The sequence below is a fragment of the Streptomyces sp. NPDC056144 genome, from assembly GCF_042264145.1.
Taxonomy (GTDB): domain Bacteria; phylum Actinomycetota; class Actinomycetes; order Streptomycetales; family Streptomycetaceae; genus Streptomyces.
On sequence record NZ_JBHJVF010000011.1, the window covers coordinates 128,021 to 150,484 of the forward strand.

Here is a 22,464-nt window from a genome sequence, read left to right on the forward strand (position 1 = left end):
GGGGGATCAGCCTTCCTGAAGGGTCGTGAGGCCGTGCTCGATGAAGACGGGGACGAGCTCGCCGATCCGGTCGAAGCCCGCGCCGACCGTCTGTCCGAGGGTCCAGCGGTAGTGGATGCCCTCCAGGATCACGGCGAGCTTGAACCAGGCGAAGGCCGTGTACCAGGCGAGGGCGGAGGTGTCGCGGCCCGAGCGGGCGGCGTACCGCTCGACCAGCTCGGCGACGGCCGGATGGCCGGGGGCCGTGGCCGTGGTCGAGATGGGGGAGTCGGGGAGGTCGAGCGGCGTGCTGTACATCGCGAGGAGGCCGAGGTCGGTGAGCGGGTCGCCGAGCGTCGACATTTCCCAGTCGAGGACGGCCCGGATGCGGTCGTCGGGACCGATGAGCACGTTGTCGAGCCGGTAGTCGCCGTGGATCACGGTGGACGCGGGAGAGGCGGGCAGCGCCCGGCCGAGCGCGGCGTGCAGCTCGTCGATCCCGGGCAGTTCCCGGCCGCGCGAGGCGTCGAGCTGCTTGCCCCAGCGGCGCAGCTGCCGGTCGAGGAAGCCCTCGGGGCGCCCGAAGTCGCCGAGGCCGACCGCCGCCGGGTCGACGGCGTGCAGGTCGACGAGGGTGTCGACCAGGCCGAGGACGGCGGCGCGGGTGCGCTCGGCGCCGAGCGGCGCGAGCTCCTCGGCCGAGCGGTACGGCGTCCCGTCGACGTGCTCCATGACGTAGAACGGCGCGCCGAGCACCGACTCGTCCTCGCACAGCACGAGCGCCTCGGGGACGGGGACGTCGGTCGCGTGGAGGGCGCTGATGACGCGGTGCTCGCGGCGCATGTCGTGCGCGGTGGCGAGGACGTGGCCGAGCGGCGGGCGCCGGACCACCCAGCGGCCGGTGCCGTCGGTCACGACGTACGTGAGGTTCGACCGGCCGCCCTCGATGAGGCGGGCGTCGAGCGGGCCGGCCACCAGACCGGGCCGCTCGCTGTCGAGGAAGCGGCGCAGCCGCTCGGGGTCGAGACCTGGCGGCGGCGGGACGGGACTCATCGTGGACGTACCTCCGTGTCGGCTGCGGCTGTCGTTCATGATGACCGACCAGTCGGTATGTCGTCCAGAGGGGTTTGCGGCGGACGGAAATCGGGGGCCACGCGCGCGCGTGGCCCCCGGCTCCCCTGCTCGATCAGGCGTGGCAGGCCACCGGCACCCCGCCGTTCATCGCCGCCATGTCCCCGAAGACCGTCACCGGGTTCAGCGGGTGCCCCTCCGGCAGGCCCTCCAGCTCCGCGTACGCCCGGTGCAGGTTCGCGACGAGCCGCTCGCTCTCGCGCCACGCGGCGAACTCCCCGAGCTCCGCGCGCCGCGCCGTCTCCAGCGGGCCGTCCCCCTTCGCGTACCCCTCCGAGGCCAGGTCGAGGACCCAGCGCAGGTACCGCTCCGTCGCGTCGTACGCCGAGGGGTCCGTCACGGGACCGTGGCCCGGCACCACCGTGGGCGCGTCGAGCGAGCGCAGCAGGTCGAGCGCGCGCAGCGAGCCGGCCAGCGAACCCATCGGCAGGAACGGCGTCCCGCCCTGGAAGACGAGGTCGCCGGTGAAGACGACGCCCTGCTCGGGGAGGTGCACGATCGAGTCGCCGGTGGTGTGCGCGGGACCCGGGTGGACGACCCGCACCTCGATCTCGCCGACGTACAGCGTCAGCCGCTCGCGGTAGGTGAGGGAGGGCGGCAGGATGTCGACCTTCCCGAAGTCGGTCCCCGGCCACAGCAGGTGGAGTTGGTGCCCGGCGTCGAGCTGCTCGGCCCGGCAGTTCTCGTGGCCCACGACCCGGGCCTCCGGCTGGAACACGCCGTTGCCGTAGGTGTGGTCGCCGTGATGGTGGGTGCTGACGATCGTCCGGGGCAGCGGCAGCCCCTCCGCGAGCACCGCCTCGCGCAGCAGCCGGGCCCGGCGCTCGGTCGCGGCGGTGTCGACGAGGAGCGACTCGCGGGCGTCGCCGAGGAATCCGGCGTTGTTCAGGCACCAGCCGCCGTCGGGCTGGACGTAGGCGTGGACGTTCGGCGCGAGTGCGACCACGTACGGGTCGGTTGCGGACAAAGCTGTTCCCCCGGCTAGGAGTTCGACTGACAGGGGAAGAGTGCCAGGCGGCCCGGGGCCGGGGGAATGCCGAACCGGTCGTTCAGCAGGGTCGGTGGTTCGGGATCAGCGGTTCAGGATCAGTGGTCGTCCCAGTGTCCGTCGTGCGGCGCGTGCCGGTGCCCGTCGTGCACGTAGTCCACGTGGTCCCCGTGGGTCACGGCCTCGTGCCCGCACTCCGGCCCGTGCTGGTGCGCGTGCTCGCCGTGGGAAACGTGCTCCGTCGTCTCGCACTCGTCCCAGTGCCCGGAGTGCTCGCGGTGCAGATGGCCGTCGTGCGCGTAGTCGACGTGGTCCCCGTGCTCCACGGCCTGGTGCCCGCAGGCGGGGCCGTGGACGTGGGCGTGCGTGGGGTGCTCTTGGTGCAGGAGGGTCATGACCTGTGCCTCTGTGCGGGGGCGGGGGCGACTGACCCCTTCAGGCTAGTCCCGTATGCCCGACTCGTCCTGATCGGTGCGGGCGCCACGCGTCCGCGCTCACCCTGCTCACCCCGCTCACCCTGCTCACCAGATGACGGCCGCCCCGAAGACGGCCAGCGCGATCGTGCACCCCGCGGCGAGCAACGCCCCCCGGTGGGAGAGCGGGGCGGGGCGCGCGGTGTCCAGGGAGCGGATCCGCCGATGGGCGACGGCGAGGAAGGCGATCCAGACGAGGGCCGTCAGCGCGAAGGCGGTCACCGCGACCGCCGAGACGGACTCGTCGAAGGTCAGCTTCAGGGCCAGCACGGCCGCGACCGTGCAGGACAGGGTCGTACGCCGCCACGCGAGCCGCGTCCGCTCGGGCTGGAGCCCGGGGTCCCTGACCGCTTCCGCGTCCACTACCCGGCCCAGCCGAAGACCACGACCACGACCATCGCGATCGCCACGACGGCCACCACCAGGCTGAGCACGGCCGGGAACCGGGACGACGGCAGGTCCTCGCCGCGCCGCATCGCCCGCTCGCAGCGCACCCAGTGGTTCACGGCCCGCAGCGCGCACAGCACACCGGCCGCGAGCAGGGCGAGCGAGAAGCCGACCCGGATGCCCCAGCGCAGGTCCGGCAGGAACTGGTCGACGGCGAAGCCGCCGCCGACGAGGGCGAGCGAGGTGCGGATCCAGGCCAGGAAGGTCCGCTCGTTGGCGAGGGAGAAGCGGTAGTCGGGGGTCTCGCCCTCGTCCCGGATGCGCTGGGGCGCGAACCACAGCCGCAGGCTCTGCACAAAATCGCTCACACGTGCACCCTAGCGGCCGTGTGTTCGCCCTGCCCGACGCGTCAGGGGGGGTGAACGCCCGTGCTCAGCGGTCCCGCAGCCGCTCGTACGCGGCCAGCCCGTCGGGCACCCACTCCCAGGTCCCGAGCCGCTCGGCCAGCTCCTCCTCCGTCAGGAAGGCGTGCCAGGCGACCTCCTCGACCTGCGGGTCGACCGGCCCGTCCCAGCGGGCCTCGTAGACGGCCGACCACCACTTCCCCTCCGAGCCCCCGTCGAAGAGGAACGTCAGGACCGGCTCCGGCCGGGGCAGTCCGGAGACCCCGAGCTCCTCCTCGGCCTCGCGCAGCGCGGCCTCGTCGTAGGACTCGCCCGTGCCGACGACACCGCCGACGAACATGTCGTACAGGGAGGGGTACGAGAGTTTCGTCGCCGTCCTGCGATGGACGAAGGTCCGCCCCTCGGCGTCCCGGACCCGGATGAAGACGCAGCGATGGATCAGGCCCCGCGCGTACACCTCGCCGCGCGGAGCCTGCCCGATCACCCGGTCGTTCTCGTCGACGACGTCAAGGATCTCTTCAGCGCTCATGCGCCCATGAAATCACCGCCGTACTCGTACGACGGACGAGCTCTACTGCCCCATGACGTACTTGACCGTCGGACCGGTGGTCCAGCCGCCGTCCACCGCGAGCTCCGCGCCCGTCACGTACGAGGCGGCGTCCGAGAGCAGGAAGACGACCGCGCCCGCGATCTCGTCGGCCTCGCCGACCCGGCCCATCGGCGTGTTCGGGTACTTGCCCTCGCCGCGCTCGATGCCGACGGAGGCGGTCATCGGGGTGTACGTCATGCCCGGGTGGACGGAGTTGACGCGGATCCTCGACGTGCCGAGCTCCACCGCGCCGATCTTCGTCAGGCCGCGCACGCCCCACTTCGAGGCGCCGTAACCGGCGGTCAGGGCCAGGCCCATGAGGCCGGCGGCCGAGGAGATGTTGACGATCGAGCCGCCACCGGCCTCCTTCATGGCCGGGATCGCGGCCTTCATGCCGATGAAGACGCCGGTCAGGTTGATGTCGAGGACCTTGCGGAAGTGCTCGACGGACTCGGTCTCCAGGAAGGCGCCGGTGGAGATGCCCGCGTTGTTCACCAGGCCGTGCAGCCCGCCGAACTCCGCCACCGCGTAGGCGACGGCCTCCGCCCAGCCCTCCTCGGAGGTCACGTCGTGGTGGAGGAAGCGCGCGCGCTCGCCGAGCGCCTCGGCGGTGGCCTTGCCGTCCTCGTCCAGGACGTCGGTGATGACGACGTTGGCCCCGGCGGCCACGGCCTGCCGGGCGGCCTCGGCGCCCAGGCCGCGGGCGCCGCCGGTGATCAGGACGGTCTTGCCGGTGAGGTCGTTCATGAAAGGGGTCCCTTCGAACAGCTGATGATCTTCAGACGCTCCGGGGCTGTGCGGCCCGGAGAAGCGCGGTGGTCGTCTCGACCAGGTCGGCGAGGAAGAGCGGCTCGTCCGTGAGCGGCTCGACGCCCGCCAGGTACTGCCGGGCCCGGTCCGCCATCGCCGCGCCGACCACGGTCAGCGCCAGGTCGAGGCGCTCCAGGAGCAGTGGCTCGGGGAGGCCGTCGGCGGCGAGCCGGCCGGCGATCCGCTCGATCAGCCGCCAGTAGACGGTCCCGGCGAGCGTGGGGTGGGGGGTGCGGGCGCGGACTCCGCTCTCGTGGCTGAGCTGCGCGGAGATCCGCAGGCAGCGCCGTCCCCGGTCGTCGGTCAGCTCGCTGGCCTCGGCGGTGACGAGGGCGGCGACCAGCTCGCGGAGGTCGTCGCCGGCCCGCTCGAAGAGGGGCGCGAGGACCTTTTCCGTACGGGCCTGGCGGCCGGCCATGACCGCGTCGAGGAGTCCGGCGCGCGAACCGAAGTGGTACTGCACGGCCGAGGGGTTCGCCTGTCCGGCGAGGGCCACCACGTCCCGCAGCTGGGCGCCGTCGACGCCCTGGGCGGCGAAGAGTTCCTCGGCCGCTCGGATCAGTTTGTCCCGGGTCTCGGGCCCTGACGTCCTTGCCATACGACCATATTAATGCTCGACATTAGAAAACGGGAGGGGGGTGAGGTCTGCACCGGATGGACGAGGTCGGCGAGGTCGACGAGGCGAAACGGTTGACTGGATACATCCGTGTATCCAAGATGCGATCCATGTCCTACGACGCTGACGTGATCGTCATCGGGGCCGGCCTCGCCGGTCTCGTCGCCACCGCCGAGCTGGTCGACGCCGGCCGCACCGTGATCCTCCTCGACCAGGAGCCCGAGCAGTCCCTCGGCGGCCAGGCCCACTGGTCCTTCGGCGGGCTCTTCCTCGTCGACTCGCCCGAGCAGCGCCGGATGCGCGTCAAGGACAGCCACGCCCTCGCCCTCCAGGACTGGTACGGCACCGCCGGCTTCGACCGCACCGAGGACCACTGGCCGCGGAAGTGGGCGGAGGCGTACGTCGACTTCGCCGCCGGCGAGAAGCGTTCCTGGCTGCACGCGCGCGGGGTGCGGTTCTTCCCCGTCGTCGGCTGGGCCGAGCGCGGCGGCTACGACGCCAACGGCCACGGCAACTCCGTCCCCCGCTTCCACATCACCTGGGGCACGGGCCCGGGCCTCGTCGCCCCCTTCGAGCGCAAGGTCCGCGAGGGCGTCGCCCGCGGCCTCGTCCAGCTCCGGTTCCGTCACCGCGTGACCGGCCTCGGCCGCACCGCCGGAGCCGTCGACACCGTCTCCGGCGAGATCCTGGAACCCTCGGCCGTGCCCCGGGGCACCGCGTCCGGCCGCGAGGCCACCGGCGCCTTCGAGCTGCGCGCCCAGGCCGTGATCGTCACCTCGGGCGGCATCGGCGGCAACCACGACCTCGTCCGCGCCCAGTGGCCCGCCCGGCTCGGCACCCCGCCCGCCCGCATGCTCTCCGGGGTCCCGGCCCACGTCGACGGCCTCATGCTCGGCATCGCCGAGAAGGCCGGCGCCCACCACATCAACCGCGACCGGATGTGGCACTACACCGAGGGCATCGAGAACTGGAACCCCATCTGGGCCCGGCACGGCATCCGCATCCTCCCCGGCCCGTCCAGCCTCTGGCTGGACGCCACCGGCAAGCGCCTGCCCGTGCCGCTCTTCCCCGGCTTCGACACCCTCGGCACGCTCGAACACATCATGCGCACCGGGTACGACCACACCTGGTTCGTCCTCGACAAGCGGATCATCGGCAAGGAGTTCGCCCTCTCGGGCTCCGAGCAGAACCCCGACCTCACCGGGAAGTCCGTCCGCGACGTCCTCGGCCGCGCCCGCGCCGACGTCCCCGCCCCGGTCCAGGCGTTCATGGACAAGGGGGTCGACTTCGTCGTCGAGAACGATCTGTCCGCCCTGGTCAGGGGCATGAACGCGCTCACCGAGGAGCCTTTGGTCGACGAGGCGGCGCTGCGCCGCGAGATCACCGCGCGGGACCGCGAGATCGCCAACCCGTTCACGAAGGACCTCCAGGTCACGGCGATCCGAGGGGCGCGCAAGTACCTGGGCGACAAGCTCATCCGTACGGCGTCGCCGCACCGGATCCTCGACCCGAAGGCGGGCCCGCTCATCGCGGTCCGCCTCAACATCCTCACCCGCAAGTCCCTCGGCGGCCTGGAGACCGACCTCGACTCGCGCGTCCTCACGGAGAGCGGCGAGCCCCTGGAGGGCGTGTACGCGGCGGGCGAGGCGGCCGGCTTCGGCGGCGGCGGCGTCCACGGCTACCGCTCGCTCGAAGGCACCTTCCTCGGCGGCTGCGTCTTCTCGGGACGGGCCGCGGGCCGGGCGGCGGCGAAGGCGGTCAGCTGACCCTGGGCGGGCGGGGCGGCACCACCGTACGCATCAGGGAGAGCCGCTCCACCACCCGGAACCGCTCCACGACCACCATCGTCGAGTCGTCGACGGTGAAGTGCGGGTCCCCGAGGCCCTCCCGCATCTCCTCGCTGTGCCAGAACCGCTCGTGCGCCTCCCGCCACTGGGCCACCGACGTGTACCCCTCGCCCTCGTCGAGCGCGAGGCGCAGGTCGGCCTCGCCGAGCGGCAGGACGGCGACCTCGGTCACCTCGACGACGGCGACCTCGCGGCCGTCGGAGTCGATCAGCGCGGAGCGCTCGCCCGCCTCCGGCAGGTCCTCGTTCTCGACCCGCCACTCCGCGAGGAGACCGGTCGTGGCGACCTTCTCCCCGGCGAGGACGGCGGCGACCAGACGGTCCCGCAGCGGGCCGGGGTAGGCGAGGAGCAGGGGCTTGAGCGCGTGAGGGCCGGTCATGGCGACAGTCTGTCAGCCACGACCGGCCCGCACCGGGTTACGCCACTCGGGTCACAGCACCAAGGAGAGCAAGAGCACGAAGACGATGCCCACGACCGAGATGATCGTCTCCATCACCGACCACGTCTTGATCGTCTGGCCGACGTTCATCCCGAAGTACTCCTTCACCAGCCAGAACCCGGCGTCGTTGACGTGGCTGAAGAAGAGCGAACCCGCGCCGATCGCGAGGACGAGCAGCGCCGTGTGGCTCGTGGACATGCCCTCCGCGAGCGGGGCCACGAGCCCCGCCGCCGAGATCGTCGCCACGGTCGCGGAACCGGTCGCGAGCCGGATGGCGACCGCGATCAGCCAGGCGAGCAGCAGCGCGGGGATCGACCAGCTCTCGGAGAAGTCGAGGATCATCTGACCCACGCCGATGTCGATGAGGGTCTGCTTGAAGCCGCCGCCCGCGCCGACGATCAGCAGGATGCCGGCGATCGGGGCGAGGGACTTCTCGACGGTCGAGGAGATCCGCTCCTTGGTGAAGCCGGCCGCGCGGCCCAGGGTGAACAGGGCGACTATGACGGCGGCGAGCAGCGCGATCAGCGGCGAGCCGATCACGTCGGTGACCTTCTGGAGGCCGTTCTCCGGGTCGTCCACGACGATGTCGACGAGCGCCTTCACCAGCATCAGGACGACGGGGAGCATCACGGTCGCCACGGTGGCGCCGAAGCCGGGACGCTTGTCCAGCTCCTGGGAGGGCCGCGTGGGGATCATGTTCTCGGGGGCCGGGATGTCCACCCAGCGGGCGGCGTACCGGGAGAAGACCGGACCGGCGATGATCACGGTCGGGACGGCGACGACCAGGCCGAGGGCGAGGGTGACGCCGAGGTTGGCGCCGAGCGCGTCGATGGCGACGAGCGGACCGGGGTGCGGCGGGATCAGGCCGTGCATCACGGAGAGGCCGGCCAGGGCCGGGATGCCGATCCGCATCAGCGAGTAGTTGCCGCGCTTGGCGACGAGCAGGACCACCGGGATCAGCAGCACGATGCCGACCTCGAAGAAGAGCGGCAGGCCGATCACCGAGGCGATGAGGACCATCGCCCAGGGCATGGCCCGCCCGCTCGCCCGCGCCAGGATCGTGTCGACGATCTGGTCGGCGCCGCCGGAGTCGGCGAGCAGCTTGCCGAGGATCGCGCCGAGCGCGATGAGCACGCCCACGCCGGCCACCGTGTTGCCGAGACCGGTGGTGAAGGACTTGATGGTGTCCGCGAGCGGGGCACCGGCGAACGCGCCGAGCGCGAGCGACCCGATGGTCAGCGCGAGGAACGCGTGCAGCTTGAACTTCGTGATGAGCAGGACGATGACGGCGATGCCGGCGAGTACGGCGATCCCGAGCTGGGCGTTGCCCGCCGAGGTGATCGGTTCGGCGGCGTCCGCTGCCAGGATCTCGACGCTGAGACTGGTCACGGTGGGTCCTTGGGGAGTCAGTGGGCGAGCCGGCGCAGCGCGGCGACGGCCCGGGTGGCGATGTCTTCGGGGGTGCCGGCGACGTCGACGGCGACACCGGCCTCGTCGTCGGCGAGCGGCTGGAGCGTGGCGAACTGCGAGTCGAGGAGCGCGGTGGGCATGAAGTGCCCCTTGCGCGCGGCCATCCGCCCCTCGATGAGCTCCCGGTCGCCGGTCAGGTGCAGGAAGACGACCCCGGGGGCGGCGGCGCGCAGCCGGTCCCGGTAGCTCCGCTTCAGCGCGGAGCTGCTCACCACCCCGCCGTGCCCGGCGCGCCCGGCCGCCCAGGCGCCGATCGCGTCGAGCCAGGGCGCGCGGTCGGCGTCGTCCAGGGGGATGCCGGCCGACATCTTGGCGACGTTGGCGGCCGGGTGGAAGTCGTCGCCCTCGGCGTACGGGACGGCGAGGGCCTCGGCGACCAGGGGGCCGATCGTGGTCTTGCCGGTCCCGGCGACGCCCATCACGACGACGACCTGCCGTGTCTCGGGCTGGGGGGTGGTGCTCATGAGGTGGTGCCTCGCTGTCTTCGTCGACATCGATCCGTCGCGCCCATGAAACCCATTGGGTACGACGTATTCAAGAGGCTGTGACGTAAAAGTAGTACTTTTAATTCCCGAGGTGATCATTGACGCGGCCCCGCCTAGGCTGGCCCTCATGACGACACCGGCCCAGGGGCTCCACTCCCACGTCCTCGCCGCCCTGGGTCTCGCGATCACCGCGGGGGAGTACCCGCCGGGCACCGTGCTCCGCACCGACGAGATCGCCCAGCGCTTCGACGTCTCCCGGACCGTGATCCGCGAGGTCGTGCGCGTCCTGGAGTCCATGCACCTCGTGGAGTCCCGCCGCCGCGTCGGCGTCACCGTCCTCCCCACCGCCAGCTGGAACGTGTACGACCCCCAGGTCATCCGCTGGCGACTGGCCGGCGCCGACCGCCCCCGCCAGCTGCGCTCCCTCACGGTGCTCCGCTCGGCCGTCGAACCGGTCGCCGCGGGCCTCGCCGCCACGCACGCCACCCCCGAGCAGTGCCGCGAGCTCACCGAACAGGCCCTCGGCATGGTCGCCACCTCCCGCGGCCGGCGACTGGAGGAGTACCTCGTCCACGACATCGCGTTCCACCGGGTCGTCCTCACCGCCTCGGGCAACGAGATGTTCGCCCGTCTCGGGGACGTCGTCGCCGAGGTCCTCACCGGCCGCACCCACCACCACGTGATGTTCGAGGACCCCGACCCGGCCGCCGTCACCCTCCACGTCCAGGTCGCCGAGGCCGTACGGGAACGGGACGCGGCCCGCGCCGAGGAACTCACCCGCCGCATCGCCGTCGGCGCCCTCAAGGAGCTGGACGTCCTGGCTCCGTGAAGCCGTGGCGGTGAAGCACGGTGAAGCTCTGAACTAGCTCAAATAAGGGCGTTCAGTGACATCCGCCACAGTCATCCGCCGCTCGTGACGTGAGGATGTGCGCGGGCCGCGTCCGGGGACACCCCCCGAGCCGCGACCGCTCCACCCCTCCCCCCCCCCACGAAGGCGAACAACTCCATGACTGACCGCGTCACCGCGGCCGAGCCGCTGTCCGCCGCACCGGCGAACACGGCCGCCACCCCCCACGTCGACGCAGGCGACGCCGGCTACCGCAAGGACCTCAAGTCCCGCCACATCAACATGATCGCCATCGGCGGCGCCATCGGCACCGGCCTCTTCCTCGGCGCCGGCGGCCGGATGTCCCAGGCGGGCCCGTCCCTCTTCCTCGCCTACGCCGTCTGCGGCGTCTTCGCCTTCTTCGTGGTGCGGGCCCTGGGCGAACTGGTCCTCTACCGCCCCTCATCCGGCGCGTTCGTCTCGTACGCCCGCGAGTTCATGGGCGAGAAGGGCGCCTACACGGCCGGCTGGCTGTACTTCCTCAACTGGTCGACCACCGCCGTCGCCGACATCACCGCCGCCGCCACCTACGCCCACTTCTGGTCGATGTTCAGCGACGTCCCGCAGTGGATCCTCGCCCTGATCGCCCTCGCGGTCGTCCTCGCCGCCAACCTCATCTCCGTGAAGTACTTCGGCGAGATGGAGTTCTGGTTCGCGATCATCAAGGTCGCCGCCCTGGTCGCCTTCATGCTCGTCGGCATCTTCCTGATCGTGACCTCGCACGACGTCGGCGGCTCCACCCCCGGCCTCGCCAACATCACGGACAACGGCGGCATCTTCCCCAACGGCGTCATGCCGATGCTGCTGCTCGTCCAGGGCGTCGTCTTCGCCTACGCCTCCGTCGAGCTCTGCGGCGTCGCCGCCGGCGAGACCGAGAACCCCGAGAAAATCATGCCGAAGGCGATCAACTCGATCATGTGGCGCGTGGGCCTCTTCTACGTCGGCTCCGTGATCCTGCTCGCGCTGATCCTCCCGTACACCGCCTACTCCGCCGACCAGAGCCCCTTCGTCACCGTCTTCGACAAGCTGGGCATCCCCGGCGCCGCCGGCGTGATGAACCTCGTCGTCCTCACCGCCGCCCTCTCCAGCCTCAACTCCGGCCTGTACTCCACCGGCCGCATCCTGCGCTCCATGTCGCTGGCCGGCTCCGCGCCGAAGTTCACCGGCGTCATGAACAAGGGCGGCGTCCCCTACGGCGGCATCCTCCTCACCGCGGGCTTCGGCGTCCTCGGCGTCGCCCTCAACTACGTGATGCCCGGCGAGGCCTTCGAACTGGTCCTCAACTTCGCCTCCATCGGCATCATCGGCACCTGGGCCATGATCATGGTCTGCTCGCTCCTCTTCTGGCGCGCGGCCCAGCGGGGCAAGGTGACCCGCCCCGGCTACAACCTGCCCTGGGCCCCGTACACCCAGATCGTCACCCTCGGCTTCCTCGCCTCCGTCCTCGTCCTCATGTGGCTGGACGGCGGCATCGGCCGCACCACCGTGAACTGCCTCCCGCTCATCGCGGCCGCCCTCGTCGGCGGCTGGTTCCTGGTCCGCGGCCGGGTCCGCAGCACCTCCGCGGCCGACCGCGACTGACCCCCACCGATCTCCCCCCACGGGAGCCGCGAGACCCCCGCAGGCAGCACCTGCGGGGGTCTCGCCTTTTGTCAGGAGATAGTGGTACCCAAGAGGCTTACAAGATCCGGGCGGAGGAATCCGTTCGGAGGAAGGGAAGTTCGCGATGCCGCAGCACGTCCAGGGGGTCATCGCCCCCGGCAGGAACGAACCGGTACGGGTCGAGACCATCGTCATCCCCGATCCCGGCCCCGGCGAGGCCGTCGTGAAGATCCAGGCGTGCGGCGTCTGCCACACCGACCTGCACTACAAGCAGGGCGCGATCAACGACGAGTTCCCCTTCCTCCTCGGCCACGAGGCCGCCGGCGTCGTCGAGTCCGTCGGCGAGGGCGTCACCGACGTCACGCCCGGCGACTTCGTCGTCCTCAACTGGCGGGCCGTCTGCGGAACCTGTCGCGCCTGCGAGCGAGGCCGCCCCTGGTACTGCTTCGCCACCCACAACGCGAAGCAGAGGATGACCCTCCTCGACGGCACGGAGCTCTCCCCGGCCCTCGGCATCGGCGCCTTCGCCGAGAAGACCCTCGTCGCCGCCGGCCAGTGCACCAAGGTCGACCCCACCGTCGCCCCCGAGGTCGCGGGCCTCCTCGGCTGCGGCGTCATGGCCGGCATCGGCGCCGCCATCAACACCGGGAACGTCGGCCGCGGCGACACCGTGGCCGTCATCGGCTGCGGCGGCGTCGGCGACGCGGCGATCGTCGGCTCCCGCCTCGCCGGAGCCGCGAAGATCATCGCCGTCGACATCGACGACCGGAAGCTGGAGACGGCGAAGGGCATGGGCGCCACCCACACCGTCAACTCCCGCTCCACCGACCCCGTCGAGGCGATCCGCGAGCTCACCGGCGGCTTCGGCGCCGACGTCGTCATCGAGGCCGTCGGCCGCCCGGAGACGTACGAGCAGGCCTTCTACGCCCGCGACCTCGCCGGCACCGTCGTCCTCGTCGGCGTCCCCACCCCGGAGATGAAGCTCGAACTGCCCCTCCTCGACGTCTTCGGCCGCGGCGGCTCCCTCAAGTCCTCCTGGTACGGCGACTGCCTGCCCTCCCGCGACTTCCCGATGCTGATCGACCTGCACCAGCAGGGCCGCATCGACCTCGCCGCCTTCGTCACCGAGACCATCGGCCTCGGCGAGGTCGAGAAGGCCTTCGCCCGCATGCACGAGGGCGACGTCCTCCGCTCGGTGGTGGTGCTGTGATGAGCGCCCGCATCGACCACCTCGTCACCTCCGGCACCTTCAGCCTCGACGGCGGCACCTGGGACGTCGACAACAACGTCTGGATCGTCGGCGACGACACCGAGGCCGTCGTCATCGACGCCGCCCACGACGCCGAGGCCATCCTCGCCGCCCTCGACGGCCGCGCCCTGCGCGCCATCGTCTGCACCCACGCGCACGACGACCACATCGACGCGGCCCCGGCGCTCGCGGCCGCCACCGGAGCCCGCATCCTGCTCCACCCCGCCGACCAGCCGCTCTGGAAGCTGACCCACCCGGACCACAGCCCGGACGGCGACCTCGCCGACGGCCAGGTCCTCACCATCGCCGGCATCGACCTCACGGTCCTGCACACCCCGGGACACGCCCCCGGCGCGGTCTGCCTGTACGCCCCCGAGCTCGGCACGGTCTTCACCGGGGACACCCTCTTCCAGGGCGGCCCCGGCGCCACCGGGCGTTCCTTCTCGGACTTCCCGACGATCGTCGACTCGATCCGCGAGAAGCTCCTCACCCTGCCCCCGGAGACGGAGGTCCGCACCGGCCACGGCGACCCGACCACGATCGGCGCCGAGGCCCCCCACCTTCAGGAATGGATCAACCGGGGCCACTGAGGCCACTGAGGCCTTCGAGAGTCAGCCGGCTCTCGAACCGCATCTCCCCGCCCGTGACCGGGTCGGTGAACTCCAGCGTCCGCGCGAGCAGTTGCAGCGGACGCGAGAAGTCCTCCGGCCCGTCCTCACGCACCACCGGATAGACCGGATCGTGCAGGATCGGCAGCCCCAGCGCGTTCATGTGGACCCGCAGCTGGTGCGTCCGCCCGGTCACCGGCACCAGCCGGTACCGCCCGAGCCCGCCCCGCCGCTCCACCAGCTCGATCCGGCTCTCCGCATTCGGCTCGCCCGGCACCTCCCGGGCGGCCATCACGCCCCGCTCCTTCTCGATCCGGCTGCGCACGGTGACGGGCAGCTCGACGGCCGGATCGTACGGCGCCACCGCCTCGTACGCCTTCCGCACGGCCCGGTCCCGGAACAGCGTCTGGTACGCCCCCCGGTCCTCCTCCCGTACGACGAAGAGCACGAGCCCCGCCGTCAGCCGGTCGAGCCGGTGCGCGGGCTGGAGCCGCGGCTCCCCGAGCTCCCGCCGCAGCCGCGCCATCGCGGTCTCGGTCACGTGCCGGCCGCGCGGCATGGTCGCCAGGAAGTGCGGTTTGTCGACCACCACGATCCGCTCGTCCCGGTGGACCACCCCGATCCCGAACGGCACGGGCGTCTCGGCCGGAAAATCCCGGTGGAACCAGAGATGCCGCCCCACCGCGTACGGCTCGGAGCCGTCGACCGGCCCTTCGACGGCCACGAACCTGCCGTCCCGCAGCATCTCCCCGACCCGCCCGACGCCGATCGCCGCCCCGTACCGGTCCCGCAGATGATCGCCGACGGTCGCCCAGGCCCCCTCGGGATCCTCCGGCAGCCGCACCCGCACCGCGTCGATCCCGTCCCGCTGGGGGAGGGGCGAGGAAGGGGCCTTGACTCTGCGTCGCACCGGTCCCACCGCCGTATCGCCGTAAACGAGAAGGACCCCACAAGATGTGGGGTCCTTCGCTGGTGTCCGAGGGGGGACTTGAACCCCCACGCCCGATAAAGGGCACTAGCACCTCAAGCTAGCGCGTCTGCCATTCCGCCACCCGGACAAGGTGTCTTGTCTTCCGGGCCGCTCGGCCCTTCCGACGAGGAAAACAATAGCAAACATCTGAGGTGGTCGATCACCACCCCCGTCCCGCCCTCCCCACGGGCCCCTCGTGTGTGTCGGCGGCATGTCGTCCGGCGGTCGCCCTTGGGAGAGGAGGGGGCCACGCGGGAGGATGGGGTGATCACAGGAACCGCGTGGGCACCGAGTGGGAGGAAGCAGCGTGAGCGAGTCGAGCACGGCCCGGAGGATCACCGGTGAGGACGAGGTGGTCGACCTCTGCCGCGACCTCATCCGCATCGACACCAGCAACTACGGAGACCACTCGGGCCCGGGCGAGCGGGCGGCGGCGGAGTACGTCGCCGAGAAGCTCGCGGAGGTCGGTCTCGAACCGAAGATCATCGAGTCGCACAAGGGGCGGGCCTCCACGGTCGCCCGCATCGAGGGCGAGGACCCGTCGAAGCCGGCCCTCCTCATCCACGGCCACACCGACGTCGTCCCGGCCAACGCCGAGGACTGGACCCACCACCCGTTCTCGGGCGAGGTCGCCGACGGGTGCGTCTGGGGCCGCGGCGCCGTCGACATGAAGGACATGGACGCGATGACCCTCGCGGTCGTCCGCGACCGCATGCGCAGCGGCCGCAAGCCCCCGCGCGACGTCGTCCTCGCCTTCCTCGCCGACGAGGAGGCCGGCGGCACGTACGGCGCCCGCCACCTCGTCGACCACCACCGCGACCTCTTCGACGGGGTCACCGAGGCGATCGGCGAGGTCGGCGGCTTCTCCTTCACCGTCAACGAGAACCTGCGGCTCTACCTGGTCGAGACGGCCCAGAAGGGCATGCACTGGATGCGCCTCACCGTCGAGGGCACGGCCGGTCACGGCTCGATGACCAACAACGACAACGCCATCACCGAGCTCTGCGAAGCCGTCGGCCGCCTCGGCCGCCACCAGTGGCCGGTCAGGGTCACCAAGACCGTGCGGTCCTTCCTCGACGAGCTCTCGGACGCCCTCGGCACCCCGCTCGACCCCGAGGACATGGAAGGCACCCTCGCCAAGCTCGGCGGCATCGCCAAGATGGTCGGCGCCACCCTCCGCAACTCCGCCGCCCCGACCATGCTCGGCGCCGGCTACAAGGTGAACGTCATCCCCGGCCAGGCCACCGCCCACGTCGACGGCCGCTTCCTGCCCGGATACGAGCAGGAGTTCCTCGCCGACCTCGACCGCATCCTCGGACCCCGCGTGAAGCGCGAGGACGTGCACGGCGACAAGGCCCTGGAGACCAGCTTCGACGGCGCCCTGGTCGACGCCATGCAGCTCGCGCTGCGCGCCGAGGACCCGATCGCCCGCGCCGTGCCGTACATGCTCTCCGGCGGCACCGACGCCAAGTCCTTCGACGACCTCGGCATCCGCTGCTTCGGCTTCGCGCCGCTCCAGCTGCCGCCGGAACTCGACTTCGCCGGCATGTTCCACGGCGTCGACGAGCGGGTGCCGGTCGACGGCCTGAAGTTCGGCGTCCGGGTCCTGGACCGCTTCCTCGACGCCTGCTGAGCCGCCGAATTCGCCCGCCCTTTCGTATGTGACCGGAAAGAGTGAATGAACTCGGGGGCTCGTAGCCCCCTCCCTTCCCCCTCGTTACAGGTGGTGCGGTCCGCGGCTGGGATCGCATTGCCAACAAGGAGGAATAATGATCAAGAAGGTCGTCGCTGCTGCGGCTGCCACTGGCGGTCTCGTTCTCGCGGGTGCGGGCATGGCCGTTGCCGACGCCGGCGCCCAGGGTGCCGCCATCGGTTCCCCCGGTGTCCTCTCGGGCAACGTCGTCCAGGTGCCCGTCCACGTTCCGGTGAACGTGTGCGGCAACACGGTCTCCGTGATCGGGCTGCTGAACCCCGCCTTCGGCAACACCTGCGTCAACGCCTGACGTTGTGCCTCGCCCCGTGAGGGTGTGAGCCGGTCCGGCCCCGGAGTGCGTGCCATGCACTCCGGGGCCGGTGGCCATTTCCGCCCCGGGCTCATCCCCCGGTGGCCCTCTTTTTCGAAGCCGAGAAGGCGACAGGCCGAGAAGGCAGGCAGTAAAACATGCGACAGGTCACACGCAAGGGTCTTATCACCGTCGCGGCGGCGGGCGGCGTTTTCGCCGCCGTCGGTGGCGGTTACGCGCACGCCGGTTCCGGCGCGAGCGGCACGGCCTCGAACTCCCCGGGCATCGCGTCCGGCAACACCGTCCAGGCCCCGGTGCACGTCCCGGTGAACGCCTGCGGGAACACGGTCAACGCCGTCGGACTCCTGAATCCGTCGGTCGGCAACAAGTGCGCCAACACCTCGACGCCCGGCGGCTCCGCCGCGAGCGGTCACGCGAGCGACTCTCCCGGCATCGCGTCCGGCAACACGGTCCAGGTCCCGGTAGAGGTCCCGGTGAACGTGTGCGGCAACAGCGTCACGGGCGTCGGCCTGGGCAACCCGGCCGCGGGCAACGACTGCGGCAACACGAACGGGGGAGGGGACACGGGCTACGGCGAGGAGACGCCGGAGACCCCCGGTACGCCGGGAACGCCCGGCACCCCTGGCACTCCCGGGACGCCCGGCACTCCTGGGACCCCGGGCACGCCCGGTACTCCGGGCACGCCCGGCACCCCTGGCACCCCGGGCACGCCCGGTACTCCCGGGACGCCTGGGACCCCCGGTACTCCGGGCACGCCCGGCACCCCGGGTACGCCCGGCACCCCCGGTACCCCGAGCACGCCCGGTACGCCTGGCGGTCCGGGCGGTGACCACGGCTCGTACACGCCCGGTGGGAACACCCCCGGCGCGCACGAGGGCACCCCGCCCCGCGCCGGAGAGGAGCTCGCCGAGACCGGCTCCGGGCCGCTCGGCCTGATCGTCCCGGCCGGCGCCGGGCTGCTCCTCGCCGGCTCCCTGATCTACCGTCGCGCGCGCGGCGCCGCCTGATCACCGCACCGCACGCACCGCACGCACCGCACGCACCGCACGCACAAGGGCCCCGCACACGGCGGGGCCCTTTCTCGTCTACCAGGTCGCCCGGATCTGGCGGATGATCCGCCGCTTCAGCCGCACTCTGCGGCTGCCGTCCCGGTGCAGGCTCAGGCGGTCCAACTCCCAGTGCCCGTACTCGGCATGGTCGGTCAGGAGCCGCGTCGCCTCCTTGCGGGAGACACCGCGCGGCACGTACACGTCGACAAATTCGTATTCCGGCATCGCATCTATTGTGCGGGCACGGGCCCGGTACGGATAGCGTCTGTCCCATGTCTGATGCTGCGCAGCCCACCGCTGCCGAGGTACGAGCCGCCGCCGAGGCGGTCAAAGCCGCACTGGACCGTCACCTTGCGGCGGTCGAACGCCGCACGGGGGACGACGACAAGGCCGTCTACGAGGCGTTCAACGCCCTCGCCGCGGCCGCCGAGGAGTACGACGAACTCCTCTACGACCGGTACGACGAGGTCACCCCCTTCGAGATCCCCGGTGCGGACGACGCCCTGCCCCCCTACGCCGGACCTGACGAACCTCACGCCCTCAGCCTGTTGATTCGGCGCGACTACGCGGTGGCGGATCCGCAGCGGCTCTTCGCCCAGGCGCGCCGGGTGGCCGAGGCCGAGGGCGAGGACGACCGGGCCGCCGGGGTGGCGGCCAGGGCCGGTGTCTCGCCGCTCGCCGCGCTCGGGGTCCTCTTCGGCGAGTACGAGCCCGACGAGATCGCCTCCCGGCACGCGGAGTTCGGCCTCGAGGAGGGCGACTCCACGCTCTGGGTGACCGCCGCCGACGAGCTGCCCGAACCGGGGGAGTGGCTGGACGCCCCCTTCGAGCACGCGGACCCGGAGCGGATCGTCTGCCGCTTCGACGTCAGCTCCGTCTTCGACGAGCACCACGACGGGGACGACGAGGACGGGCACGGGGGCCCGGACAGCGACGACTGAGCCCGAGGACACCGAGGGCACCGAGAACGACGAGGACACGAGGGAGGGCCGGAACACCCGCACGGGGTGTTCCGGCCCTCCCTCTTCCGTCCTCGTGTCCCCGCGCGCTACCGCTCCTCGGGCGTGGCCAGGAGCCCTTCCAGGAGCGGCCGGAGCCGCGTGGTGCGCTCCGGGGTCACCCCCTCCGCCACCGCGCGGGCCAGCGCCTGGTCCACACCGTGCACGACCGACAGGTGGCGCTCCGCCCGGCCGAAGGCCGTGTAGACCCACGCCCGGCTCAGACCCGCCGCCGCGTCGCCCGGGAGCACCACGACCACGGCGGGCCAGCGGGCCCCGGCGGCCTGGTGCGCGGTGAGCGCCCAGCCGTGCCGCAGCGCCGACTCCACCCGGTCCTTCGGTACGAGGACCTCGTCGTCACTGCCACCGCCGTTGCCGCCGCCGCTCGTGCAGCGCAGCCGCAGACCCTCGGCGTCGGCGCCCAGGACCGTGCCGGTCACCGTGCGGCCCGGCACCGGCGCGTACGCCACCCGGTCCCCGGGGTCGTAGCCGCCGAAGCGGCCGGGACCGGGGTTGAGCCGCTGCTTGAGAGCCGCGTTCAGCGCGCGCGTGCCCGCCGAGCCGCCGTGGCCGACCGTGACCACCTGGGTCTGCTCGGACGGCACCCCGATCGCCCGGGGCACCGAGTCGGCGACCAGCTGGACCGTACGGTGCACGGCCTCGCCCGCGTCCCGCACGGGGACGATCACGACCTCCTTGCCGGGTGCCTCGACCTGGTTCAGCTCGCCGACGCCGATCCCCGAGACGAGCTCGCCCAGCGGGCCCGGGTCGGGCAGGCGCGAGGCGATCCGGGGACAGACCCGGGCCGCGAGCGCGTCGTCGAAGACCCGTCCGGCGCCCGGCGCGCCCAGGACCTCCGGGTCGCCGCTCAGGACCAGCCGGCAGCCGTCCGGGAGCGACTCCACGAGCATCGCGGCCGTCTCCACGTCCAGCTGCGGGGCGTCGAGGACCGCGAGCAGGTCGAGGGCGAAGGCCCCGTCCTCGTCGCGGCCCGGCCCGGCCGCGCCGGAGAGCAGCGCGGCGACCGTGACCGCGTCCGTGCCTGCCGGGCCGAGCGCCCGGCGGCCGGTCTCGCCGTGGACGGCGACCAGGGCCCGCAGCCCGCGCGCGCGGGCCGCCGCGACGAGCGCGACCGGTTCGGCACGGGCCGCCTCGCCGCCGGTGTGCAGGACGAGACCGTGGGCGCCCGCGGCCCGTTCGAGCTCGGGGCCCTCCCAGGTGTCGGCGGTCGCCGTCCTGACCAGCCGGGCGAGACCGTCGGCGAGGCTCTCCTCCGCCAGGGCGTACCGGTCGAGCCCGAGCAGCACGGGCGCGGCCGGCTCCTCGCTGGGCGCGGCCTCCGCCGCTTCCTCTTCGTCCTCGCCGGCCTCCTCGCCGGACTCGTCCGCCGTCTCCTCGTGGAAGACGAGGACCGCGCCCCCGGAGACCGCCACCTCGACGGCCTTCTCCGGGTCGGGCACGTGGTGCCGGGCGAGACCGGCGCGTACGGGTTCGAGCTCCAGCGCCGTGTGGCCCCGCAGCGCGGCCTGCTCCAGGAGCCAGACCGTCAGCGCGACGGCCCGTCGCGGGTCGTCGGGGCCGCAGTCGGCGCCGAGCAGCGCCCGCGCGAAGCCGTCGGCCTGCTCCGGTCGCACCCCGGGCACGGCGAGGAGCTGCCACGGGTCCTCGGCGAGGGCCCCGGCCGCGCCCTCGCCGAGCGCGGCGGCGACCTGTCCGGCCAGCGACTCGGGGGCGCCGCCCCGGGCCAGTACCTCCCGCACGGCCTGCGTGGTGCCGGGCGCGGGGGCCGGGGCGGCGGCCTGGACGGGGGGCCGCACGGTCACGGCGGGAGCGGCCTCGGCCGCGGGCCGTCGGGGCGCGGGCTCCGCGCTCTCGTAGAACGCGCTGCCCTTGGCCGCGCCGCCCTCCACGGCCCGCACGGCGGCGAGCAGATCGGCCGCCGTGCCGCTCAGCTTGGCCCCGCTCGCCAGGGGCCCTTCTTTCTCGGCCTTCCGCGCCTCGATCCGCGCCCGCAGCTCCCGCTGCGCGGCCAGCTCGGCCTGCGCCTCACTGACCTGGGCCGCACCTTCCCCGTCCCCGGCCTGCCCCTCGCCCCCTGCGGCGCCCTCGCTTCCGCCCTCGGCAGTGCCCTCGCCTTCGGCGGCGCTCCCGCTGCCGGCAGTGCTCTCGCCTTCGGCCCCGGCACCGGCTGCGCCTTCGACCTCGACGGCGCCCTCGCCTTCGGCTCCGGCGGTGCCCTCGGGCCCGGCACCGGCTTCGCCTTCGTCTCCTGCCCCGGCCTCGGCCCCGGCCCCGGCCCCGGCCTCGAACTCGGCCCCGGCCCCGGCCCCGAACTCGGCTTCGGCCTCGGTGCCCGGACCTGCGTCCTCGCGTACGTCCTCGCCGGACTCGGTGGCGACCCCCTCCTCAGGCGTCTCAGGGGCCTCGGACGCCTCGGGTGCGGTCTCCCCGGCAGGCTCGGTCACAGGGTGCTCCAGTCGTGATCCGGATAGCGGTGCACGGGCGCCGACACGTCGTCCAGCGCCCTGCAGATCTCGTCAGGAAGACTAAGGCTCTCCACTGACAAAGCGGCCGTGAGCTGCCGCGCCGTGCGCGCGCCGACGATCGGCGCGGTCACGCCGGGCCGGTCGCGGACCCAGGCGAGCGCGACCTCCAGAGGGGTCGTCGCCAGCCCGTCGGCGGCCGTGGCGACCGCGTCGACGATCCGGCTCGCGGGGTCGTCGAGGTACGGCTCGACGAACGGCGCCATCGTCTCGGAGGCGCCCCGCGAGTCCGAGGGGGTCCCCGTGCGGTACTTGCCCGTCAGGACCCCGCGGCCGAGCGGCGAGGAGGGCAGCAGACCTATCCCGAGGTCGAGCGCGGCGGGCAGGACCTCCCGCTCCACGCCCCGCTGGAGCAGCGAGTACTCCAGCTGCGCGCCCGCGAGCCGGGTCCGGTCGCCGGCGAGCTGCCAGGTGCCCGCCTTGGCCAGCTGCCAGCCGCAGAAGTTCGCCACGCCCGCGTACCGCGCGCGCCCGCTCCGTACCGCGATGTCGAGGGCCTGGAGGGACTCCTCCAGGGGCGTGTGCGGGTCGAAGGCGTGCAGCTGCCACAGGTCGACGTGGTCGGTGCCGAGCCGGGCGAGGGAGGCGTCGAGCGCGGCGAGCAGATGTCCGCGCGAGCCGTCCGTGCGCCGGTCGGGGTCCGGCACGCTGCCCGCCTTGGTGGACAGGACGAGGTCCTGTCGGGGCACGAGGCGGTCGAGGAGCTGCCCGAGCACGTACTCGGCCTCGCCGCCGCCGTACACGTCGGCGGTGTCGACGAGCGTGCCGCCCGCGTCCCAGAACGCCTTCAACTGTTCGGCCGCGTCGTGCTCGTCGGTGTCCCGCCCCCAGGTGAGCGTGCCGAGTCCGATGCGCGACACGCGCAGGCCGGTACGTCCGAGATGCCTCTGCTCCATGGCCGCGAGATTACTGGCCGT

General features: G+C 72.6%; 24 protein-coding genes and 1 tRNA gene. 9 read left to right on the forward strand and 16 right to left on the reverse strand.

Annotated elements, in window-relative coordinates; genetic code table 11:
* Positions 1-6: 6 nt before the first annotated feature.
* The 8 genes from ACFC0Z_RS27905 to ACFC0Z_RS27940 form a co-directional block, all read right to left on the reverse strand.
* Complete coding sequence (locus ACFC0Z_RS27905) at positions 7-1,032, reverse strand: phosphotransferase family protein (RefSeq protein WP_376443434.1); 1,026 nt, start codon at positions 1,030-1,032, stop codon at positions 7-9.
* A gap of 133 nt (positions 1,033-1,165) precedes the next feature.
* Positions 1,166-2,077, reverse strand: a complete 912-nt coding sequence (locus tag ACFC0Z_RS27910) for an MBL fold metallo-hydrolase (RefSeq protein WP_376443437.1) — start codon at positions 2,075-2,077, stop codon at positions 1,166-1,168.
* A 119-nt stretch (positions 2,078-2,196) separates the two neighbouring features.
* The gene (locus ACFC0Z_RS27915; protein WP_376443440.1) at positions 2,197-2,493 is read right to left on the reverse strand and encodes a hypothetical protein; all 297 of its coding nucleotides are present in this window, start codon (positions 2,491-2,493) and stop codon (positions 2,197-2,199) included.
* A 126-nt stretch (positions 2,494-2,619) separates the two neighbouring features.
* On the reverse strand, positions 2,620-2,934 hold the full coding sequence (locus ACFC0Z_RS27920) for a DUF202 domain-containing protein (protein WP_376443442.1): 315 nt from the start codon (positions 2,932-2,934) through the stop codon (positions 2,620-2,622).
* Entirely contained in the window at positions 2,934-3,326 is a 393-nt protein-coding gene (locus ACFC0Z_RS27925) for a YidH family protein (protein ID WP_376443445.1), read from the reverse strand. Before ACFC0Z_RS27925 ends, ACFC0Z_RS27920 begins: the two co-directional genes overlap by 1 nt.
* Before the next feature lie 64 nt (positions 3,327-3,390).
* Positions 3,391-3,891 carry an NUDIX hydrolase gene (locus ACFC0Z_RS27930; protein ID WP_376443447.1) on the reverse strand — a complete coding sequence of 167 codons (501 nt, stop codon included), beginning with the start codon at positions 3,889-3,891 and terminating at the stop codon, positions 3,391-3,393.
* Between the two features lie 42 nt (positions 3,892-3,933).
* The gene (locus tag ACFC0Z_RS27935; RefSeq protein WP_376443450.1) at positions 3,934-4,698 is read right to left on the reverse strand and encodes a glucose 1-dehydrogenase; all 765 of its coding nucleotides are present in this window, start codon (positions 4,696-4,698) and stop codon (positions 3,934-3,936) included.
* A 31-nt stretch (positions 4,699-4,729) separates the two neighbouring features.
* On the reverse strand, positions 4,730-5,359 hold the full coding sequence (locus ACFC0Z_RS27940; RefSeq protein ID WP_376443453.1) for a TetR/AcrR family transcriptional regulator: 630 nt from the start codon (positions 5,357-5,359) through the stop codon (positions 4,730-4,732).
* A gap of 128 nt (positions 5,360-5,487) precedes the next feature.
* On the opposite strand from ACFC0Z_RS27940, the gene ACFC0Z_RS27945 reads away from it, so the two are divergent.
* A complete protein-coding gene (locus tag ACFC0Z_RS27945) occupies positions 5,488-7,143 on the forward strand; it encodes an FAD-binding dehydrogenase (protein ID WP_376443456.1) in 1,656 nt (551 codons plus the stop codon).
* Here ACFC0Z_RS27945 and ACFC0Z_RS27950 read toward each other — a convergent pair.
* Genes ACFC0Z_RS27950 through ACFC0Z_RS27960 form a run of 3 tightly spaced genes read right to left on the reverse strand, consistent with a single transcriptional unit; the run spans position 7,136 to position 9,597 of the window.
* Positions 7,136-7,603, reverse strand: coding sequence for an ASCH domain-containing protein (locus ACFC0Z_RS27950; protein WP_376443459.1), 468 nt, complete (start codon positions 7,601-7,603; stop codon positions 7,136-7,138). The two genes, ACFC0Z_RS27945 and ACFC0Z_RS27950, sit on opposite strands and share 8 nt — an antisense overlap.
* Before the next feature lie 51 nt (positions 7,604-7,654).
* A complete protein-coding gene (locus ACFC0Z_RS27955; RefSeq protein WP_376443462.1) occupies positions 7,655-9,052 on the reverse strand; it encodes a GntP family permease in 1,398 nt (465 codons plus the stop codon).
* Positions 9,053-9,069: 17 nt separating this feature from the next.
* On the reverse strand, positions 9,070-9,597 hold the full coding sequence (locus ACFC0Z_RS27960; protein WP_376443464.1) for a gluconokinase: 528 nt from the start codon (positions 9,595-9,597) through the stop codon (positions 9,070-9,072).
* Between the two features lie 148 nt (positions 9,598-9,745).
* On the opposite strand from ACFC0Z_RS27960, the gene ACFC0Z_RS27965 reads away from it, so the two are divergent.
* The 4 genes from ACFC0Z_RS27965 to ACFC0Z_RS27980 all read left to right on the forward strand — a co-directional run bounded on the left by ACFC0Z_RS27965 (position 9,746) and on the right by ACFC0Z_RS27980 (position 13,945).
* Positions 9,746-10,447: a FadR/GntR family transcriptional regulator gene (locus ACFC0Z_RS27965; protein WP_376443467.1), complete on the forward strand. Its 702-nt coding sequence runs from the start codon at positions 9,746-9,748 to the stop codon at positions 10,445-10,447.
* A gap of 177 nt (positions 10,448-10,624) precedes the next feature.
* A complete protein-coding gene (locus tag ACFC0Z_RS27970) occupies positions 10,625-12,085 on the forward strand; it encodes an amino acid permease (protein WP_376443470.1) in 1,461 nt (486 codons plus the stop codon).
* Between the two features lie 145 nt (positions 12,086-12,230).
* Positions 12,231-13,316 carry an S-(hydroxymethyl)mycothiol dehydrogenase gene (locus tag ACFC0Z_RS27975; RefSeq protein WP_376443471.1) on the forward strand — a complete coding sequence of 362 codons (1,086 nt, stop codon included), beginning with the start codon at positions 12,231-12,233 and terminating at the stop codon, positions 13,314-13,316.
* Positions 13,316-13,945 (forward strand): MBL fold metallo-hydrolase, encoded by a 630-nt coding sequence (locus tag ACFC0Z_RS27980; RefSeq protein WP_376443474.1) that lies wholly within the window; start codon positions 13,316-13,318, stop codon positions 13,943-13,945. The genes ACFC0Z_RS27975 and ACFC0Z_RS27980 overlap by 1 nt, the downstream gene beginning before the upstream one ends.
* On the opposite strand, the gene ACFC0Z_RS27985 is transcribed toward ACFC0Z_RS27980, so the two are convergent.
* Positions 13,929-14,873, reverse strand: coding sequence for an RluA family pseudouridine synthase (locus tag ACFC0Z_RS27985; RefSeq protein WP_376443476.1), 945 nt, complete (start codon positions 14,871-14,873; stop codon positions 13,929-13,931). The genes ACFC0Z_RS27980 and ACFC0Z_RS27985 overlap by 17 nt on opposite strands.
* A gap of 60 nt (positions 14,874-14,933) precedes the next feature.
* Positions 14,934-15,021: transfer RNA gene (locus ACFC0Z_RS27990), tRNA-Leu, on the reverse strand.
* A gap of 219 nt (positions 15,022-15,240) precedes the next feature.
* Here ACFC0Z_RS27990 and ACFC0Z_RS27995 point away from each other — a divergent pair.
* From ACFC0Z_RS27995 to ACFC0Z_RS28005, 3 genes are all read left to right on the forward strand, one after another.
* Complete coding sequence (locus ACFC0Z_RS27995) at positions 15,241-16,566, forward strand: M20/M25/M40 family metallo-hydrolase (RefSeq protein WP_376443478.1); 1,326 nt, start codon at positions 15,241-15,243, stop codon at positions 16,564-16,566.
* 136 nt (positions 16,567-16,702) lie between these two features.
* Positions 16,703-16,936 carry a chaplin ChpH gene (chpH, locus tag ACFC0Z_RS28000; protein ID WP_015032475.1) on the forward strand — a complete coding sequence of 78 codons (234 nt, stop codon included), beginning with the start codon at positions 16,703-16,705 and terminating at the stop codon, positions 16,934-16,936.
* A 158-nt stretch (positions 16,937-17,094) separates the two neighbouring features.
* The gene (locus ACFC0Z_RS28005; protein ID WP_376443481.1) at positions 17,095-17,964 is read left to right on the forward strand and encodes a chaplin; all 870 of its coding nucleotides are present in this window, start codon (positions 17,095-17,097) and stop codon (positions 17,962-17,964) included.
* A gap of 78 nt (positions 17,965-18,042) precedes the next feature.
* On the opposite strand, the gene ACFC0Z_RS28010 is transcribed toward ACFC0Z_RS28005, so the two are convergent.
* Positions 18,043-18,231, reverse strand: coding sequence for a DUF5703 family protein (locus tag ACFC0Z_RS28010; RefSeq protein WP_017241661.1), 189 nt, complete (start codon positions 18,229-18,231; stop codon positions 18,043-18,045).
* Between the two features lie 47 nt (positions 18,232-18,278).
* Here ACFC0Z_RS28010 and ACFC0Z_RS28015 point away from each other — a divergent pair, with 47 nt between their 5' ends.
* The gene (locus tag ACFC0Z_RS28015; RefSeq protein ID WP_376443482.1) at positions 18,279-18,947 is read left to right on the forward strand and encodes a hypothetical protein; all 669 of its coding nucleotides are present in this window, start codon (positions 18,279-18,281) and stop codon (positions 18,945-18,947) included.
* A gap of 107 nt (positions 18,948-19,054) precedes the next feature.
* Here ACFC0Z_RS28015 and ACFC0Z_RS28020 read toward each other — a convergent pair whose 3' ends face one another.
* Together ACFC0Z_RS28020 and ACFC0Z_RS28025 are read right to left on the reverse strand one after the other, a co-directional pair.
* Positions 19,055-21,469: a helix-hairpin-helix domain-containing protein gene (locus tag ACFC0Z_RS28020; RefSeq protein ID WP_376443485.1), complete on the reverse strand. Its 2,415-nt coding sequence runs from the start codon at positions 21,467-21,469 to the stop codon at positions 19,055-19,057.
* Positions 21,466-22,443, reverse strand: a complete 978-nt coding sequence (locus ACFC0Z_RS28025) for an aldo/keto reductase (RefSeq protein ID WP_376443488.1) — start codon at positions 22,441-22,443, stop codon at positions 21,466-21,468. Before ACFC0Z_RS28025 ends, ACFC0Z_RS28020 begins: the two co-directional genes overlap by 4 nt.
* Positions 22,444-22,464 lie beyond the last annotated feature (21 nt).